General features: G+C 55.1%; 13 protein-coding genes. 3 read left to right on the forward strand and 10 right to left on the reverse strand.

The features are described from left to right. Positions 1 to 12 precede the first annotated feature (12 nt). The 5 genes from EUU25_RS10860 to EUU25_RS10880 all read right to left on the reverse strand — a co-directional run bounded on the left by EUU25_RS10860 (position 13) and on the right by EUU25_RS10880 (position 6474). Positions 13 to 330, reverse strand: a complete 318-nt coding sequence (locus EUU25_RS10860) for an accessory factor UbiK family protein (protein WP_158900897.1) — start codon at positions 328 to 330, stop codon at positions 13 to 15. Positions 331 to 371: 41 nt separating this feature from the next. Next, positions 372 to 932 (reverse strand): TspO/MBR family protein, encoded by a 561-nt coding sequence (locus tag EUU25_RS10865; protein WP_158900899.1) that lies wholly within the window; start codon positions 930 to 932, stop codon positions 372 to 374. A 147-nt stretch (positions 933 to 1079) separates the two neighbouring features. Then, positions 1080 to 1379: a hypothetical protein gene (locus EUU25_RS10870; protein WP_158900901.1), complete on the reverse strand. Its 300-nt coding sequence runs from the start codon at positions 1377 to 1379 to the stop codon at positions 1080 to 1082. 11 nt (positions 1380 to 1390) lie between these two features. Beyond that, the gene (locus tag EUU25_RS10875) at positions 1391 to 4270 is read right to left on the reverse strand and encodes a M16 family metallopeptidase (protein WP_158900903.1); all 2880 of its coding nucleotides are present in this window, start codon (positions 4268 to 4270) and stop codon (positions 1391 to 1393) included. Positions 4271 to 4362: 92 nt separating this feature from the next. Beyond that, a complete protein-coding gene (locus EUU25_RS10880) occupies positions 4363 to 6474 on the reverse strand; it encodes a penicillin acylase family protein (protein WP_158900905.1) in 2112 nt (703 codons plus the stop codon). Positions 6475 to 6566: 92 nt separating this feature from the next. Between EUU25_RS10880 and EUU25_RS10885 the strand changes: the two genes are divergently transcribed. Both EUU25_RS10885 and clpB read left to right on the forward strand, forming a co-directional pair. Further along, complete coding sequence (locus EUU25_RS10885) at positions 6567 to 8135, forward strand: leucyl aminopeptidase (protein WP_158900907.1); 1569 nt, start codon at positions 6567 to 6569, stop codon at positions 8133 to 8135. A 103-nt stretch (positions 8136 to 8238) separates the two neighbouring features. Then, complete coding sequence (gene clpB, locus EUU25_RS10890; protein WP_158900909.1) at positions 8239 to 10815, forward strand: ATP-dependent chaperone ClpB; 2577 nt, start codon at positions 8239 to 8241, stop codon at positions 10813 to 10815. Positions 10816 to 10839: 24 nt separating this feature from the next. On the opposite strand, the gene EUU25_RS10895 is transcribed toward clpB, so the two are convergent. The 3 genes from EUU25_RS10895 to EUU25_RS10905 form a co-directional block, all read right to left on the reverse strand. Then, on the reverse strand, positions 10840 to 11148 hold the full coding sequence (locus EUU25_RS10895; RefSeq protein WP_158900911.1) for a hypothetical protein: 309 nt from the start codon (positions 11146 to 11148) through the stop codon (positions 10840 to 10842). A 3-nt stretch (positions 11149 to 11151) separates the two neighbouring features. After that, complete coding sequence (locus EUU25_RS10900; protein WP_158900913.1) at positions 11152 to 11433, reverse strand: hypothetical protein; 282 nt, start codon at positions 11431 to 11433, stop codon at positions 11152 to 11154. Between the two features lie 95 nt (positions 11434 to 11528). Then, the gene (locus EUU25_RS10905) at positions 11529 to 12713 is read right to left on the reverse strand and encodes an aspartyl/asparaginyl beta-hydroxylase domain-containing protein (protein WP_246162687.1); all 1185 of its coding nucleotides are present in this window, start codon (positions 12711 to 12713) and stop codon (positions 11529 to 11531) included. A 50-nt stretch (positions 12714 to 12763) separates the two neighbouring features. Here EUU25_RS10905 and EUU25_RS10910 point away from each other — a divergent pair, with 50 nt between their 5' ends. Then, positions 12764 to 13780, forward strand: coding sequence for a hypothetical protein (locus EUU25_RS10910; RefSeq protein ID WP_246162689.1), 1017 nt, complete (start codon positions 12764 to 12766; stop codon positions 13778 to 13780). On the opposite strand, the gene EUU25_RS10915 is transcribed toward EUU25_RS10910, so the two are convergent. Both EUU25_RS10915 and EUU25_RS10920 read right to left on the reverse strand, forming a co-directional pair. Next, positions 13777 to 15363: a tetratricopeptide repeat-containing sulfotransferase family protein gene (locus EUU25_RS10915; RefSeq protein WP_158900917.1), complete on the reverse strand. Its 1587-nt coding sequence runs from the start codon at positions 15361 to 15363 to the stop codon at positions 13777 to 13779. The two genes, EUU25_RS10910 and EUU25_RS10915, sit on opposite strands and share 4 nt — an antisense overlap. A 103-nt stretch (positions 15364 to 15466) precedes the next feature. Continuing rightward, positions 15467 to 18655: a TonB-dependent receptor plug domain-containing protein gene (locus EUU25_RS10920; protein ID WP_158900919.1), complete on the reverse strand. Its 3189-nt coding sequence runs from the start codon at positions 18653 to 18655 to the stop codon at positions 15467 to 15469. Between the last annotated feature and the right edge of the window lie 68 nt (positions 18656 to 18723).

Here is an 18723-nt window from a genome sequence, read left to right on the forward strand (position 1 = left end):
GTGGAAAAGTTTTTACTTTTTGGCCGCTGGCTTTTTTGGCGCAGGCTTGGCTTTGGGCGCTGCCTTCGCAACGGGCGCGGTTTTTGTGCCCAAAGCAGCCTCCAGAGCGGCAACGCGTTTGCCTAACGCTTCCGCTTCTTCACGGGCATTTGCAGCAAGCGCTTTGACCGCATCAAATTCTTCGCGGGTTACCAAATCCAGGCCACCAGCCCATTCGCGTGCGCGTTCGCGCATGCTGGCTTCTGCTTCGCGGCCCATGCCTGCAACCGTGCCGGCAACACCGTTCAGCACCTTGGCCAGATCATCAAAAATACGCTTTTCGCTTTGCATGTCGTTCACTCCATTTCCGCTAGTGTCCCCGGGGGTGGGAATTAGCGTCCTGACCCTATTTGGGAACTCGCGGCCGGAACGTAAAGGCTTTCCGCATCGGGATTAAGTTGATCGATCTGATAATTCAGGATCGCAGCAAAGCTGATCCATACCAGATAGGGGACCATCAACCAGGCCGCAGCCTTTCGTACCCGCCCGAATGCCACGGTTGTTGCGATGGCCACAATCAACATTGCAACTATGATATAAAAGGCGGTCGATACTTTATGCTGACCAAAAAACACGGGCGACCACGTCAGATTGATCAGGAATTGCGTAAGGAACAACCCGATCGCAATGCCCCTTCCTCGTGCGCCACGCGCATGGAGCACCATTGCGAACGCCAGCCCCATCAGAAAATAAAGCGTGGGCCACACCACACCGAAAACCCAGCTTGGAGGCTGAATATCGGGCTTTATCAATGTCTGGTACCAGCTGTTTTCACCGGTCGAACCGGATATCGTGCCCGATAGAAACCCGAGAAACATCGTGACCGGGATCACAAATAGCGCCCAGCGCAAAAGCGACATGCGCAGCTGCGAAGCAGATGCAAGCTGGTTCATGGGAGTCTCCAGACTTATCCGGCGATTCGGGCGAACGCCGTTCGACCAATTCCTTAGCATCCCGGACAAATAGAACAAGGCCGCCTGCCCTTGCGGGAAGACGGCCTGTTGTTTCAATATGAGGCGCGGGGTGTGCCGCGCGCCAATTTACTTGCGCGTGCCGGAAAGGCCCATCGAACCAAATGCACCCGCCTTCACTTCACCGGAGATGGCATCGCCATCAACCGTTGCCGTGCAGTCAAGCTTCATGGGCATTGGAACAGTCATGTCCATTGACCAGCTGATCGTGTCACCATCAACGGTGCCGCTGGGAATGTCCATCGAACCAAGGCCCCCGGCCATTTTTCCCGAGAAACTGCCACCATCACTATTGACGGTCAAAACAGCCTTCTGGTCGCCCATCGGGCTTTTGATTGTTACGTCCCAATCGCCATCAACTGATGCCATAATCCTGCTCCTTATTTAGCGTTGTTGCTTGCACTTGTGTTAGCAGCTTCACCGACCATTTCAATCGGCAAACCGAGCGCTTCAAGTTGTGGCTTCACTTTTGCCGCATCGCCTACGACCAGCCACGTGATCTTCGAAGGATCGATCTTCGCCCGCATCTCATCGTTTAATGCTTTCGCGGTAAGAGCGGTGTATTTGGCCGCAATAGTTTCAGCGTAATCGAACGGGCGCTTGTTCAGCCGGTCCGCCTGCATCTGACCAAGCACAGCCGCTGACTGCTCATAGCTTCCAGGCAGTTCAAGAACATTGCCCTTGATCGTCTTGTCCAGTTCGTCAGGAGTTACGGGCTTTGATCCGTTGAAATCCTTCAGCTGATCCATCAACACCTTAATCGATGGTCCGGTCTGGTTAGTCTGCACTGGAGCAAACATATAGAACGGCACACGATCCTCTGCGCCGTTCACCTGAGAGCGAACCCCATAAGACCAGCCCTTCGTTTCGCGCAGGTCCATATTAATCCGCGACAGGAAGTCACCGCCAAAAATCTCGTTAGCAGCGCGCAATGTCAATAGGTCGTCCGAACCTTTGGCGTCCAGCACCTTGCCCGCCATCACCAGTGATTGCGGTGAATTGGGGCGGTCCACCAGTAGGATTTTGGACTGCGCCGCTGGTATCGCAGCCGTGAAGTTTTTCGCTGGAGCAGCGGCTCCAGCGGCTTTCCAATTGCCAAAACGCTTTTCTAGGAGCGGCTTGATTTCCTTCAGGCTGGTATCACCGACCACGAAAATTTCGGCTTTTGCGGGATGGACCCAGCTTTGATGGAAAGCCGATACATCTGCCTTGGTGATCGTGGCAACGGTTTCTGGATACCCGCTACCGGTTTGCGGGCCGCCATAGGGGTGCCCCTTGCCGTAGAGTAGCGGCGGCAGCGTCCGAACGGCTATTCCCTGCGGTTGATTGTTTTCCGATTTGATGCGTGTCTGTTGTTGTACCCGAACGCGCTCCATTTCCTTTTCGTCGAAGGCCGGATTCTTGATTACATCCGCCAACAGGTCGAGCGACGGAGCCAGATTAGGCTTTACTGCCCGCAGGCTCGCAACCGTGCGGTCGAGCGACGAATTGACATTAACATCCGCACCAAGCTTTTCCTCAGTTTCCGCGATCTGCGTGGAAGTGAGCGTTTTTGTGCCTTCCAACAGCATGGTTGACATCATGGACGCGATCCCCCGTTTGTCGACAGGATCCGCAGAATATCCCGCGTTGAAGCTTACCGCGACGCGCACCGTCGGCACAGCAGCCCGACGCGCGAAAAATACTTTGATGCCATTTTTCAGCGTAGTTTCTTCAACAGCGGGAAAGTCGAGAGCAGGCGTCCCGGTTGGCTCCGGAAACTTGCTACGATCCTGGAAACTAGTCCCGACCGTTCCAGAGAGATCCTCACTTCCCGGAGGAGAGTAAAATGCAGGCGCCGATAAGGTGCCCGTACGCATACCCGAACCGGCAGCAACTTCCTGATAGGCTTCTCGTTCACCGGGCTCTACGCGAATTTCAAGAACCGGCCGCGTCAACCATTTCTCCATCGCCGCCTTAACCGTTTCGGGCTTCGTTGCGGCAAGACGCTGCAATTCCTTTTTGTAGAAATTGGAATCACCCACATAAAGTTGACCTTCGGCGAGCGCGACGGCTTTACCGCCGAAACCGCCCACCTGCTCCAACCCGTCAATCTGCTGTGCAATGGTGCTGGTCGCAACGCGCTGCACCTCTTCGGCGGTCGGACCTTTTGCGACAAATTCGGACAGGATTTCATCAAGCCGCTTCGCCACCGCATCGGCATCGCCGCCGGGCTTTACATCAACCTGAATATTCACGAGACTACCATGTACAAATGGCAGCATATAGGCAGCAACGGAAACCGCGCTTTGTTCCTGCCGAACGAGGATATTGTCTAGCCGCGAGCTGGAGAGACCACCAAGCGCAGCCATCGCGACGTAAAGTGCATTGGCGTCCGGATCGGCAAGACCTGGAACAATCCAGTTGCGATATATGCGTGTTGCAGGGATCTTGTCCTTCATCACAATCTTGATCGGTTTTTCGAGCGTCGGGATCGGCGCATTCACCGGCGGCACATCCTTACCGCGCTTGATGCTACCGAACCATTTTTCGACCAACGGCTTTGCCTGCGCAGCGTTAATGTCACCTGCAAGAACAAGGACGGCATTATTCGGGCCATAATGGTCGGTGAACCACAGCTTCATGTCATCCAGCGACGCTGCCGCCAAATCTTCAAGGCTACCGATCGTGTCGTGATGATATGGATGGCCAACCGGAAACAATGTTTCCGAACGCTTATAGTCGACAAGTCCAAATGGCTGATTGTCGCCCTGCCGTTTTTCATTGGATACAACGCCGATCTGGTTATCGAGCTTTTCCTTGGTCAGGCCGTTCAGCAAATAGCCCATACGGTCGCTTTCCAAAAACAGCGCCGACTCAAGCGCGGTTGTGGGTACCGTCTGGAAATAGTTGGTCCGATCCAGCCATGTCGTTCCATTCAGATCGGTTGCGCCGATTTTCTTGGTATATTCAAAATAATCGCCCGGCGCGTTCTCGCTGCCGTTGAACATGATATGCTCGAACAAATGGGCATAACCCGTCTTGCCCTTAGGCTCATTCTTCGAACCCACTCCATACCAGATAGATACGGCCACAATTGGCGCTTTGCGATCTTCATGCACCAATACGGTCAGACCGTTGGGAAGCGTGAATTTTTCATGCGGAATATTGACCGCATCAACCAGTTTGGAAACAGGCGCTGGCTCTTGTGCCAATGCGGGTGCAGTGGAAATCAATGCACTGCCGGACAACATCAGCGCGAGTGTGAATTTACGAACCATTATATGCTCCCAAAGCTTTAATATTAGTCGGAAAGATAGCGTGGACGCGGCCAAACACAATGTTACGGTGCCAATATTTCGACAAACGGCATTTAAGGGCGATAACGGCGCTTCGATGCCTTGACCGCGTCGGCCCATTCAAAATGCACCGGCTTGTATTTTCCTTCCACGAACAATTTCATCTGATCGGTATAATGGGGCGATTCCGGACGGGTGGTCGCAGCGCCATATGGCTGGATTGACTCCGATGTAATCGTGCCGTCCTTGTCCCACCGGATCAACATGATGAAGCTGTCGCCGTGCCGGACGCGCACTTTCTTGTCCGGCTGTTCGGCGTCCCACATGGTTGTCGCACGCAACGTGTCGGTGCCACCCAACATCGCCATGTCGGCCTTGCCACGCCGCAGCCGCTGGATATCGGCCAAAGGTGGATCAATGCGCCCGAAGCGTTCCTGGAATTCGTCTACCGCTTCACGGAGGGTCTTGCGTGGATCGGGCATGGTCTCACCGCGCCAGTTCCGCCGCGCGCCCAAGCGGATGACCCGTTCAGCAAAGGCGTCAGCGGCACCCTTTCCATCGCTTGTCCAATCCCATGTCGCTAGAAGCTTCTGGGCTTTTAGCAGCTCGGGATCGTCTTTCAGGTCTAACGCCGCAAAAGATGCAATCCACGAACCGACCCAGCTTTTCTTGCTGTATATCGTGTCCATCTTGATGGCCAAAAGTTCTTCGTGGGTTATCGAGCTATCGGCCGAGAGCAGTTCGGTCGCGCGCAATCCGCGATTGGTCATGCCGAGTTCAATCCCGAGATAGGGTGAATAGTCCGACGGCTTCATTTCCGATCCGGGCCCTGCGGCCAAAAACGGGTTGTTGTTAGCATTTTGAACGAAGCCCGATGCCGGATCGACGATCTTGGGATAGCGGTCAAATTCGACCGGTCCATTCCACAGTGCCGCAGACGTATCGCCAGGCAATTCCTGGGTGTAGTCAAAACCTGGCTTCCGATCAGGAAACAGCGCGTTGTAGATATAGGCTACACGACCGGTCTTGTCGGCGTAGATGAAATTGGTCGCCGGTATTCCGCCAATCGCCATCGACTTAGCCCACTCTTCCCAATTCCGGGCCTTCGTATTCCGGTAATATTGTTCAACCAGTTTGACATTGTCGATACCCGCATAGCGGATGGCGAACGCGCCTCGTTTGTTCTTGATCACAGGTCCGTGAACCGACCGGTACACTGTCTGCGGCACCGGCAGGGTAAATGGTCCAAATTTTACGGGCAACCATACGCGCTTGGTATCCAAAGCCAGCCATTTACCGTCGAAGCGGTATTTGTCGCCTGCTTCATTCAATACCAATTTGTAGACGTCGATTAGATCCGGCCGGTTTACCGTGTTGGTCCAGCCAAGATTGCGATTATGTCCCAACAGCACAAAAGGCGAGCCCGGGAACAGGGCGCCTGCCATGTCCAGACCTTCATTCGAATGGGTCACTGCTTCATACCAAGCGACCTGCCCTTCATAGGGTTGATGCGAATTGGATATGAGCCAGGTTTTACCATCGGCCATACGTTTGGGTGCGATGGCGAAGGCATTGGATCCGTTCATTTCGGGATCACGACCGATTGGAGTCATCCGCGCGGCACTTTCCTTGGGTTGTGGCTTGCCCTCAGCCAGCGCACCGATGGTGCTGTCGAGGCCATAGAAAAAGGGTGCGCGCAGAACAAAGCCCGTGACGATGTCCTTGCCGGTCACTGGAAACAGTTTCGACAGACGAACTTCTTGCGGATGCTTTTCAGCATAGTGGTTCAAACCCGCGGCATAGGCTTCGGCAACAGCACGTACTTGCGGGGATAGCTCCAGATAACGGCGATCGGCCGTTTCACGCGCGCCCAATAAATGGAGGACAAAATCAACCTTGGCTCCATCAGAACCTGCAATGGCACCGTAGCGGCCACGGGTCATGGCTACGACATCTTCAATAGTTGAAAAGTCATCCTCGGCATGGGCATAGGCAAGGCCATAGGCCGCATCTGCGTCGGTTTTGCCATTGATATGCGGGACACCGAAAGAATCACGCGCGATTTCAACATCATATTTACGGGGTGCCGGGGCGGCATATTGTGTTGCGACCAATGGTTCCCACACCAGTCCCGCGACCGCGACAAGACCAACCAGCGCCAACAGCGCCCATAATAATTTCCGCATTCCAATCTCCCACGCGACGTGACCTTGTATCATCGGTCCGTTCGCCTAATAAAGGGAGGCATAACCAAGTTTGAAGGAAAGGAAAGTCCCCCATGCGCCGCCCCCTCATCGCCCTTGCTCTAGCAACAGCCATTGCTTCGCCTGCTCTTGCCCAAAATGTAAGTGCAGGTTCTGGAATAGCGCCCGCAACTGTAGCCAATTCGGCGGGTCGCCCAATTGGATTTTCGGGGACGGTTCCGGCGAGCGGCGTTTTGGTTATTCCGATGCGCGACGCGTCCTTACCAGCAAACACAATCGATCCCGTGACAGCGCAAGCAATAGACACCGCCATCGCGGCTGCGAAATATGAGGGCAAACAGGGAAGCATGCTCTCGCTGCGGGGGATAGGTGGCTATGCCCGCATTTTGCTTGCCGGCACTGGCAACGAAGGCGATCGCGCGGCTAATATACGTGATGCAGCGGGTAAGGCCGCACAAGAGTTGAAGGAGGAAGCTCAACCGGTCGCGCTCGCGGGGGGCCTGACACAAAATGAAGCTGCAGCTGCAGCACTGGGTTTTGCTTTGGGCCAGTATCGCTTCGACCGATACAAGACGGTCGACAAAAAGGCACCGCCATCGCAGTCTGTAACGGTGGTGAGTGCGGATTCAGCGGCCGCAGAGGCCCTATGGAAATCGCGCTATGCTGCCCTGGCCGAGGGTGTCGCTCTCGCCAGAGATCTCGCCACCGAGCCTGCGAATGTCATCTATCCCGAGAGCTTTGTAGACCGTGTGCGCGCCGCTATGGGAACCACGGCAAATGTAAAGTTTGAGGTACTTGATGAAGCCGCAATGCGTAAATTGGATATGGGTTCGCTTGTCGGAGTGGGTCAAGGATCGCGGCGCCCGTCCCGCTTGTTGCTCGTCGAGTATAACGGAGCAGGCGCACAAGCGCCATTGGCTCTCGTCGGTAAGGGTATTACTTTTGATTCGGGCGGTATTTCTCTCAAGCCCGGTGCAGGCATGTGGGCGATGAAAGCCGATATGTCCGGCGCTGCCAATATCATGGGAGCGGTGCTGTCGCTCGCGAAATCGAAAGCACCCGTCAATGTCATCGGCGTGGCTGCGTTGGCCGAAAATATGCCCGACGGCAACGCATCGCGCCCGGGCGATGTGGTCCGCACCATGAGCGGCAAGACCATTGAGATTTTGAATACCGACGCCGAAGGCCGTCTGGTGCTCGCCGATGCCAATGAATATGTTCTGGCGACCCGCAAACCTGCTGCATTGATCAACATGGCCACATTGACCGGGGCGATTGTCGGCGCCCTCAGTGATGAATATGCTGGCCTGTTCAGCCGCGATGAAAAATTGGCTGCAAGCTTAAGTAAAGCTGGAAGCGCCACAGGTGAAGAACTCTGGCGGATGCCGCTGCACAAAAATTATGTCGAGGATATGAAATCAGAAATTGCCGATATCAAAAATGTCGTCGAGGGCGGTGGTCCAGGCGCTGGGCTGGGTGCCACATTCATCGGCTTTTTCGTGAACAAGGAAACGCCTTGGGCACATCTGGATATTGCAGGCGTGAACTGGTCCGACAAGGGAGGCCCAGTTAACCCGAAGGGAGCATCAGGATGGGGCGTACGCTTGCTCGACGAGATGGCACGAACTTGGCGAGCGGAATAAAATCACACTCGCATCTTGTGTGGCAAAAATGCAACATTACATCTTTGAAGAGCGCTTCCTAAATCATCCATGGGGAAGCAATTGAGAAAGATGGAATGAGGGCATGAATCTCGAAAAATTTACTGACCGCGCCAAGGGCTTCCTGCAGAGCGCACAAACTGTAGCCATCCGTATGAGCCATCAACGGATCAGCCCGGAGCATTTGCTCAAAGCGCTGCTCGAAGATGAGCAGGGCATGGCGTCCGGCCTAATCAAGGCAGCGGGCGGTGATGCAGCCACCGCACTGCGCGAGACAGATGCCGCGTTAGCAAAGGTGCCCGCTGTGTCGGGCGGCGGCGCACAACAAACGCCGGGCTTGGATAATGATTCTGTACGCGTGCTGGACGCAGCGGAGCAGGTCGCGCAAAAGGCCGGTGACAGCTATGTCACCGTTGAACGCTTGCTGCTCGCACTCGCGCTGGCCACGACGACGGCAGCTGGCAAAGCGCTTGCAGTTGCGGGCGTAAATGCCGAAGGGCTGAACGCAGCGATTAACGAATTACGCGGTGGACGTACCGCTGACACAGCCGGGGCAGAAGACCGCTATGACGCGCTCAAGAAATTTGCCCGCGACCTGACGGAGGTTGCACGCGCAGGTAAGCTCGATCCCGTAATCGGTCGCGACGAGGAAATACGTCGAACGATCCAGATATTGGCCCGCCGGACCAAGAATAATCCTGTGCTGATCGGTGAACCCGGAGTCGGCAAGACCGCTATTGCCGAAGGTCTTGCGCTCCGCATCGCCAATGGCGATGTGCCCGACAGCCTGAAGCATCGAAAGCTGCTGTCGCTCGACATGGGTTCTTTGATCGCCGGCGCGAAATATCGTGGTGAGTTTGAGGAACGGCTGAAAGGTGTGCTGGACGAGGTTAAGCAGGCCGAGGGCGACATCATCCTGTTTATTGACGAAATGCACACGCTGGTTGGCGCGGGCAAAGGCGAAGGCGCGATGGACGCCGCCAATCTCATTAAGCCCGCACTAGCACGTGGCGAATTGCACTGCATTGGTGCGACAACACTCGATGAATATCAAAAGCACGTCGAAAAAGACCCCGCGCTGCAACGCCGGTTCCAGCCGGTTTTCGTTGGCGAGCCTACCGTAGAGGACACGATATCCATCCTTCGCGGGCTCAAGGAAAAATATGAACTGCACCACGGTGTGCGAATAACAGATGGTGCACTTGTTAGCGCCGCTAGCTTATCACATCGCTATATTTCGGACCGTTTTTTGCCTGACAAAGCCATCGACCTGATGGACGAAGCCGCGTCGCGGTTGCGGATGGAGGTAGAATCCAAGCCGGAGGAAATTGAGAATCTCGACCGCCGGATTATGCAATTGCAGATTGAGCGCGAAGCGCTGAAAAAGGAAAGCGACGACGCGTCCAAAGACCGACTTGCGGCGCTTGAGAATGAGCTTGCCAATCTCGAACAACAGTCCACAGGTCTGACGCAACGCTGGCAGGCGGAGAAGGAAAAGATCTCGGCAGAAGCCAAAATCAAGGAGCAGCTCGATGCCGCGCGTATTGAGCTGGAACAGGCACAGCGTGGCGGCGACCTCGCCAAGGCGGGTGAACTGCAATATGGCACCATCCCCGGCCTTGAGAAGCAGCTGGAAGAAGCCGAGGCGGCGGCAGGCAATGCAATGCTGCGCGAAGAGGTAACAGCACAAGATATAGCCAGTGTCGTTAGCCGCTGGACGGGTATTCCAGTCGACAAGATGCTTGAAGGCGAGCGCGACAAACTGCTCAATATGGAGGAGTTGATCGGGAGCCGGGTGATTGGACAGAAAGATGCCGTCGAGGCCGTATCCAAAGCGGTACGCCGCAGTCGCGCTGGGTTGCAGGACCCGAACCGCCCATTGGGATCGTTCCTGTTTTTAGGCCCGACGGGCGTCGGCAAGACCGAGCTGACCAAAGCATTGGCGAGCTTTTTGTTCGACGATGACAATGCCATGGTCCGCATCGATATGTCCGAGTTCATGGAAAAGCACAGCGTGTCGCGTCTCGTCGGCGCGCCTCCAGGTTATGTCGGTTATGAAGAGGGCGGTGTGTTGACCGAGGCTGTACGGCGTCGGCCTTATCAGGTCGTCCTGTTTGACGAGGTCGAAAAGGCCCATAGTGATGTCTTCAACATCCTGTTGCAGGTACTCGACGATGGTCGACTGACCGACGGACAGGGGCGCACTGTTGATTTTTCAAACACGCTCATCATTCTGACGTCAAATCTGGGTAGTCAGTATCTGGCAGGCTTGGAAGATGGTCAGGATGTGAAAGATGTCGAACCGCAGGTTATGGAAATTGTTCGGAGCCACTTCCGTCCTGAGTTTCTGAACCGTCTAGACGAGATTATCCTGTTCCACCGTCTCGCCGCCGAACATATGGCGCCGATCGTCGAAATACAGGTCAAGCGGGTGCAGAAGCTACTGAAAGACCGAAAGATCGAACTGGCGCTGACTGACAAAGCGAAAGCTTGGTTAGGGCGGGTTGGATATGATCCGGTCTATGGTGCCCGTCCATTGAAACGCGCCATCCAGCGTTACTTGCAGGATCCACTCGCAGACATGCTACTGCGCGGTGAAATCCCGGATGGTGCAACCGTTAAGGTGGACGAGGGCGACGGAGCATTGGCGCTCGCCGTCTAGCCCCTTTGCGGAAAGTTGCTCGTGTTAAGGCTGTGCGTCCGGAGGTTCATATCCACGGCACTCACCGCCCGAGCAGACATTTTCGCCGACAATCGCACGGGCAGCGTCATTGCCTGCCTGCTGGGAGCGTCGCCACTCGGCTAAGGTTTTGCAGACTTTAACTTTGCGGATGATTGAACCCACAGCCGCAAATTTCTTGCATTTAATCTGTTGGTCAGGATCGTCAGGGGCGACTGCGGTTGCTGCTACTTGCGCAGCAGCAGGATTGGCCGCGACAGCATGCGCCGCTATCCAGACAACGAAGGCGACGCGAAACGTTGCCTCCCTGGTCATATATTAGTTGCCGTTACCGCAGGACCCGCCTGCACATACGTTCCCGCTTTCAGCAATCGCGCGCGCGGTGCGATTACCATTTGCCTGAATCTGTTTCCACTCCGCGATGGTCTTGCACACTTTGCCCTTCTTGACGAGCGAACCGGTTACTTCGACCTTGCGGCAGCGGATAACCTGATCGGGATCAGACGCTGTGGTCGTAGGTTTTGCAGCTTCATCGTTGGCAAAAACCGGCGACACCGACAGTGATGTGGTGAAGGCAAGAGCAAAGAAAATGTGACGCATGAGAGATTCCTTGGGTATGATTATTGGAGAGGTGTATCATGCAAATAGAGCGGTCGCAATCGCAGGAAGGCGTCGTTTGTCGAATGCAATCGGTATCAATTTGCTGGATTCAGGCCTGTTGCGTCCGCCGCGTTATAATAGCGGGTAATGAGATCGTGCTCGGCAGCTGTCAAATGCGGATTCCAAACGTCGAAGATCAGAACCACACGTAACTCGTCACTATTGTTCCAAGCCTCATGCTCGATCGTGTCATCAAATGCAAAAGCCTCGCCTTCACACCATTCCCGCGTTTCGCCACCCACCCGAAAACCGCAGTCTACAGGTACGATCAAAGGTAAATGGATGATCGCCCGCGTGTTCGTAACACCCGTGTGCGGAGGAATGCGTGTGCGGGGTTTGAGTAACGAGAAAAAGGCGCTGGGCGATCTTCCCGGGATATGAGCGGACGGCAGAGATGCCAAAGCTGCTGCGGTCTTTGGACAACGGTCGAGTACCGGCAAATTCGGCTTGCCATATTCCCATAAAAAGCAGGCGCCCCAATCCAGTGAATGATCCAAGGGCGACCATTTATTGTCCGGAATCCCGCTATCCATGCGCACATAGGGACGCAGCGTGTCTCCTGGATCAGCGTGCAATGCCAGAAATTCTTCTCGAATATCCGCAGTTGCAGCCTCGACCTCCGGCATCCACGTAAAATGACGTCGGTCAAAAAATTCATCAGCTGGAAGGAAAGGATAGTAGAGGCCTTCGCATTGGTTGAAATAGGTACGTCGCCGTCCCAAGGCGAGATCCACAAAAGCGCCGCTTCGACGCTTCTCAGTTTCATCCATAGTAAGCTGGAATGGTTGTAACTCGCTTTCAACCGCCGAGGCGATCCGTGCCATTGCATTTTCAACGAATGCACGTCCGACCGACAAAGCGTCGCCCACTGCAGGCGGCAATTCTCCCGCCTGTGCGGCCAGTTGCAGCACAGCTTGCCATGCCTCTAAGGCTTCGGCTTCCTCTAGGCGGCGTTGGTGCAGCTCTGCCTTCCTAAGCCATGCCATAAAATCCACCCGGTCGACGCTTATCGCCGCCTCTAGTGCCTGTAACTCCCCGGCATCATTGCCTTGAGCACGTCGGGCAGCGGCGACATTGCGCCATAAAGCGCTTGCTGCAGAATCATGTCCCACAGCCTCGACAAAAAGGCGCTCTGCCTCGGCAAAGCTTTGTGCACGCAGAGCCTGCATTCCGGCGCTGTTCAGTCGGGCCGCTTCGGCCGGCGGTGTTTTCTGGTCCATCGCTGTCCCACTTGCCATTTACAGGGACAAACGGCAAGGTCCCCGACATCATGGCATTGAACGCGCTCGAACCGATTTTGGCCAATGGCGAATGGCTTGCGCATCGCTATGATGCGGAAGCCGACACTTATCACTTGCGCCATCTCACCCGTGAAGTCCAGGATGCAGCGACATTTTTGACAGACGATTATTTGGGCGCAGAGTCTAAGCCTGTCGTTGTTCTTAGACATGACGCGATGCAGTTGGTTTCCAAAAATAACGGTCTGCACTTCATCATCCATTCGGCCTTCTGCGCTTCGACCCTTTTGGCCAAGGGGTTCAATCTTCCTGGGCTGTCCATGGGTTTGAAAGAACCGGTCCTTCTCAACGATATTGTTGGTTATCGCCGACGCGGGGCACCTTCCTCTGCGGTAGCCGAACGATTGGATCACGCACTGCATATGCTGGCACGTCCAATCGGCAACGATCATACCGTTATTATAAAACCGTCCAATGTGTTCAATGCCTTGATGCCAGTCACCCTTGCTATGCGTCCGAACAGCAATGCAGTTTTGCTCCACGCACCTCTTCCTGTTTTCCTTGTTTCCGTTGCCCGCAAAGGTCTTTGGTGTCGATTATGGTGCCGCGAATTGCTGGAAGGTTTACTGACCGACGGCCTAGTCGATCTGGGATTTGAGCCCGCCGATTTTTTCCGCCAATCGGATCTGCAAATCGCGGCCGTTGGCTGGCTAGCGCAGCAGCATTTATTTCGACAGCTAGCGGACAAATATGGCCCGACCCGTATCGCGACACTGGATAGTGAACAATTAACGCGAGACCCGCAGTCAGCCCTTATGGCTGCGGCGCGCCATTTTGGCATCGCGGTGACTGAAGCCGAGATCAAAGGCCACCCTGCATTTAGCACGCACAGCAAATTTGGTGGATCGTTTACCACCGAGGATCGCCTAGCCGAGCATGCCGCCGCACGAGCGGCCTATGGCGAAGAAATCGACACCATATTGAAATGGGCGCAGCAGGTCGCGGAAACTTCGGGCATCGACCTCAATCTGCCACATCCGTTGATTTAGATTTCATATCCGAATTTAACGAGCCACGGCTCCAAGATCGGCAAGACCGGTTCAAGATATTGAGCATATGGTTCCCATTGCCGCGTTCCATCATACAGGCCGCGATTGACCTGTGCCACACTCGCTGTGCTTACGCCCCGCTTTGTGGCAGTGCGGTCGAAATCGCGCACCGCTTCGCTCCATTCGAGCCCGACGAAAGCGCACATGGCTTTTGTTTCGGTTTCAAAATCCTGCACCAATCTGTGATATTGGACAAAGTGGGCGTTTACTGGAAGGCGTTGCAAGGCCAGTTCTGTGAGACGCATAAGCGCATCATAATGCAGAGCCGTGCGTTCCAAACTGGTATATTCGAGCGTTCCGCTGCTCATGGCAAAGTTTGTACGGAAGCAACTCCAAACAACATCGCGCGGATCGCGCCGCATGACCAAAATACGCGCATCAGGAAATAGCCGCGCAATGAATGGCAATCTTGTTGCTTTCAGAGGGTCCATATCCACAAAGCAGGGCGAACCTGCAGGAACAACTGAAGCGACAACTTTGTCCCAATAAGCCTTCCGGTATTGCGCCAAATCTGAAGCGTCTAATTCGGAAAAGCGCTTCAAGCCTTCCGCGATTTGGCTGGCGTTACCCGCGATAAACTCAATATCGGCATCGTAAAGAGTTGGGCGCTCTTCAAGAGCTGCAACACCGGGTAACGACGCGAGGATATTTTCGACCAAAGTTGTACCGGAACGAGGGTAACCGATCAAAAATACATGGCGTTGGGCTGCGTGCGCTGGCTGATCGCCATTCGCTTTTTGCCAAGCACCTTCATCAATGGGAGCCAAACCTGTAAGCAAGGCCTCGACGAAAGCCCGATTATCCAAATTTCCCGTGGTTCGATTTTCGTGGATGGCGGCGAAATCGGCATTTGATGCTGAAAAATGACGAAACGCCCCGGCATGGTCTGACTTGTGGTGGCAAACATCTCCCATTTGCGAATGCGCAATGCTTCGCTCGAGACTTGGATAACTTAGCCGCGGGATGAGTCCGTCCAGCAGAGCTCGCGCCTTTTCTAGCGCGCCGGAACGCAATTCAGCACGCGCCAGTGCGTTAGTGGCGACCGCGTGGGTGGGGTCGATTGCCAATGCGCGTTGCGCATGTTCGCGGGCAGTTTCAGCATCCCCTTCACGTGCCGCTAGCGATGCAAGGCCTGCATGCGCTGATGGATTATGGGGGGCGAGTTGCGTGGCCTTTCCAAAACTGTCCCGGGCCATTGCACTCGACCCGCCGGCGGCCAAAATTGCACCGCGCTCCAGCCATGCATCTGCATAATCGGGGTAGTGACGAATGGCCTCGTCACATGCCAGCACGGCTTCGCGGTTCCTGTCTTGATTGCGGTAATGGATAGCCAAGCTGGTAAGCGTGGACGGGTTACCAGGTTCAAGCGATAGGGCATGCTGGAATAATGCGTCCGCTTTGGCAAACTCACCGCGCGCCGAATGAGCCAATGCAACGATAGCATGGTCATAGGCGTCCCCTATTCCGCGGACCAGAGCGGTTTGGGATAGTGCCGCAGCGGCTTCGAGATCGGAGCTAATCACAGATGGACTAGGCTCATTGGGTGCCGGGTTGTCAAGTGGGCTTCAGGTAAAAGAAGGGGCGGACATCGCTGCCCGTCCCTTCGTTATTTCACATCTTACCGAATTAGAAAGTCAACTTGGCTGCGACGCCAAAACGGCGGCCCAACGCGTCATATGTCGACGGGAAGACATTACCGCTGTTAAATGCGGTCGAACCGATCGTATTACCTACCAGCTTAGGTTTGTTGTCCAAAAGATTCTGGATGGTGAAGGTGAACGAGAAATTGTCGCTCGCATTCCATCGAGCTGTCAGGTCGAAATAGTGCTCGGCACCAATCCGGCGGAAGCCTTCTTCGACCAGGCAACCGCCTTCATCGGTCGTTTCAAAGTTAGGACAGCCTTGAAAGCCTGGTTTTCCAATCTGTGCCAGATTGATCGGCAACAACACACCTGCGTCATTTCGGTTAGCTGCGTCTGCTGCGGCGCGTTCAGCCTCAAGTTGGGCAGGTTCATATTGAACGGCATCCATCCAGCGCCACAAGAAGGAAAGGTCGACATCCTTATATCCAAAAGTTACTCGGGTCGACGTTTGAAATTCGGGTTGAATGGATCCCGTGAATGAGCAGTTGACCGAGTAGAAACCCACACATTCGCGGTTCAAAGAGCCTGGATCGCTGGGGTTTGCGTTGAATTTTGATGAGCGTGTCCAGTTCCCAACGAACGACAGCGTGAGGTCGGCGGCGCCGATATTTCCCTTCCAATTCGCCAGAAGATCGAAACCGTCGGTGGCCAATTTGCCTAGATTGTTCGTCGGACCAAATAGCCCGCCTGTGGTTGCAGGATCGCCATCAAGGCCGCCTGTGAGGGGGTTGCGGCGGATATTTGTACACGCCGCGCTTGTCGCGCTTGATGCCGAAATAGCGCCGAAACAAGCCGCGATAATATCCCCCGGCAACGCTGTACCGATCACGCTGTCGATCTTGATGTTGTAATAATCAAGCGACACGTTGAAACCGGGAACGAAGTCCGGCTGGTACACAAAACCAAGGGTCAGCGTATCGGCCTTTTCCGGCTTCAGGTCCAGATTGCCTCCAACGGTAAGATTGGCCTGCCCTGCTGTCGGGTTCGTGATCGAACCGATGGACCCGACAGGCGCACCCTGTGCAATACAGATGGCCCGCAAATTCGCGTTGGATGTCGGCGCCGCACCAGCGCAGGGATCGATGGAAAGATTGGTAAGTCCAACGGTCTGCGGCGTGAACAGCTCCCCGATATTTGGTGCACGGACCGCACGGCTATAGTTTCCGCGGAACTTCAACGATTCCACAGGTTCCCAACTACCCCCCGCTTTCCAGGTGGTGGTCTGGTTCTGCGACGTCGCACCCTTGACCGTATAGGATGAGTAGCGAAGACCAGCGTCCAATGTCAGGCTGTGAAACATCGGCTTGTCTTCAACGATCGGCGCGATGATTTCCCCGAACGCTTCATAGACACTGTAATTGCCGTCAATATTGGGCGCTGCGCCGCCAGCACCACCCAGTTCACCCGGGGTTTGCGCGAGCAAATCGGATGATTGGGTCGCGCCATATTCACGAAATTCACCACCAACAGCAAAGCCGACCGCTTCAGATGCCCACGGCGACGCAAAGCCCGCATCACCCGAGATCGTTCCACGCACCTGCGCCAGCGTCGTGCGTACTATGGTCGTCGAATCGGCGGTCAGGAATGCCGCCATTTCGGGGGTAATCGAACCTTCAGGTCCGAAGAGATTGACCGGAACGCAGCCGTTGGATGAATTTTGGCACGACGTCGCGCTGTCTGCCAATGCCGCCTGACGAAAGCGCGATTGCAGCGTGAAATTCTTGATAGCCTGCGCATTTTCCGATTCGCCATAGGCGCCACTGATGTCCCAATCGATGCTGTCCGATATGGCGCCGCGAAGGCCCAAGCGGTAATCGAAGACGGTGGTCACATAGTTTGAAATACGCGGACCTACCTCTGGCGTCCGGCGATTAAGGGTAATGGCAGGATTTGGATCGAAACCTTCTTTTGCAGCCAATATCCCGTCATTGTTTACGTCGAATGCGACGAAGCCACCCAAACCGATTTCGCGATAGTTCGGATCCGAACGTCCCGTAGCTGTTGCGGCTGCAGCGCATTGCGCGGGCGTAAACCGCGGCGTGTAAATGTCTTCACGCGGGTTGACGTCAAATGCACAAAACTGGTTCCGCAATGTTGCGGGCAAAAACGGATTGTTCAGATTGATATTTACAGATCCGCCAAATGCACCTGAAGGTGCAATAATCGTGTCGACGGTATTTTTGGAGAACATACCGCGCGTGTACACCTCCACCGCATCCGAAATTTCATAGTTCGCCTGGGCGAATATGTTGAAACGCTTGAACGGAGTCTGGAACACGTTGAACGGATTGAAATTGAACGAGGCAAAAGGCGCAACAGCTGCGCCTGCGGCATTAACCTGCCTTACGCCTCCGTTCTGTACGGTCGGATCGACGCTGGGAAGCCCCGTAGCAGGGTCTAACGGACGAGTGCCAGAAAAGCGTGATGGAACCGCGGTACCGGAACCGCCTGCGCCGCCTGTAAAGCTGCTGATCTGTTCAAACGAAAAATCACGGTCGCCCTGGAATACCGGATCAGCCTGCTGATAACCGATCGAGAGAACGGCGTTGCCGCGACCATCGTCGAAATTGCCGCCCACCGTGGCATCGATGCGGAATGTGTGGCCATCGCTTTTCTCGGTCAACTGGCTGCCGCCGGAAATTTCAGCACCCGCGAAATCTTTGCGCGTGATGAAGTTGACAACACCGGTGATCGCGTCCGCACCATAAGTGGTCACAGCCGCGCCTGTCAGGGCATCAACGCGTTCAACAAGAGCGAGCGGAACATTGTTCAAGTCGACACGCCCTTGCAGGTCGGCCGGTACAATGCGCTGGCCATCCAGCAGAACAATATTGCGTTCCGAACCCAAGCCGCGAAGGTCGACATAGGATGCACCGGCATTACCGTTGTTGACGGCCGAACCGATGCTGGGGACAACCCCAGGTAGTTCGCGCAGGACTTCTTCGGCGACGTTGGACTGGAGCAAATCGATTTCATACGCCGTGGTGGCGTTGACGGGGGTCGATTGGACAAGGTTTGGATTGCGGATCAGCGATCCTGTCACAACGATTTCGCCTGCGCTGTCTTCTTCGTCGGCAGCTTCCTGCGCGAATGATGGCGTCGACAGCAATGCCAGGCCGATAGCAAGCGGGGCTGCCGCATATCTCAATTTGTAGGTGCGTGTAGTTTTCACGGTATATCCCTTCATAAGCTTTTGGGTCGCGCAGACGCGCGTCACGCGCCTGCGAGTTACAATTGCAA

The organism is Sphingorhabdus lacus (assembly GCF_009768975.1).
Classification (GTDB): domain Bacteria; phylum Pseudomonadota; class Alphaproteobacteria; order Sphingomonadales; family Sphingomonadaceae; genus Sphingorhabdus_B; species Sphingorhabdus_B lacus.

What these genes read in the sequence shown, in the direction of transcription:
- EUU25_RS10860 (WP_158900897.1), bottom strand. Translation starts at nt 330, where the DNA reads ATGCAAAGCGAAAAGCGTATTTTTGATGATCTGGCCAAGGTGCTGAAC.
- EUU25_RS10865 (WP_158900899.1), bottom strand. Translation starts at nt 932, where the DNA reads ATGAACCAGCTTGCATCTGCTTCGCAGCTGCGCATGTCGCTTTTGCGC.
- EUU25_RS10870 (WP_158900901.1), bottom strand. Translation starts at nt 1,379, where the DNA reads ATGGCATCAGTTGATGGCGATTGGGACGTAACAATCAAAAGCCCGATG.
- EUU25_RS10875 (WP_158900903.1), bottom strand. Translation starts at nt 4,270, where the DNA reads ATGGTTCGTAAATTCACACTCGCGCTGATGTTGTCCGGCAGTGCATTG.
- EUU25_RS10880 (WP_158900905.1), bottom strand. Translation starts at nt 6,474, where the DNA reads ATGCGGAAATTATTATGGGCGCTGTTGGCGCTGGTTGGTCTTGTCGCG.
- EUU25_RS10885 (WP_158900907.1), top strand. Translation starts at nt 6,567, where the DNA reads ATGCGCCGCCCCCTCATCGCCCTTGCTCTAGCAACAGCCATTGCTTCG.
- clpB (WP_158900909.1), top strand. Translation starts at nt 8,239, where the DNA reads ATGAATCTCGAAAAATTTACTGACCGCGCCAAGGGCTTCCTGCAGAGC.
- EUU25_RS10895 (WP_158900911.1), bottom strand. Translation starts at nt 11,148, where the DNA reads ATGACCAGGGAGGCAACGTTTCGCGTCGCCTTCGTTGTCTGGATAGCG.
- EUU25_RS10900 (WP_158900913.1), bottom strand. Translation starts at nt 11,433, where the DNA reads ATGCGTCACATTTTCTTTGCTCTTGCCTTCACCACATCACTGTCGGTG.
- EUU25_RS10905 (WP_246162687.1), bottom strand. Translation starts at nt 12,713, where the DNA reads ATGGACCAGAAAACACCGCCGGCCGAAGCGGCCCGACTGAACAGCGCC.
- EUU25_RS10910 (WP_246162689.1), top strand. Translation starts at nt 12,764, where the DNA reads ATGGCATTGAACGCGCTCGAACCGATTTTGGCCAATGGCGAATGGCTT.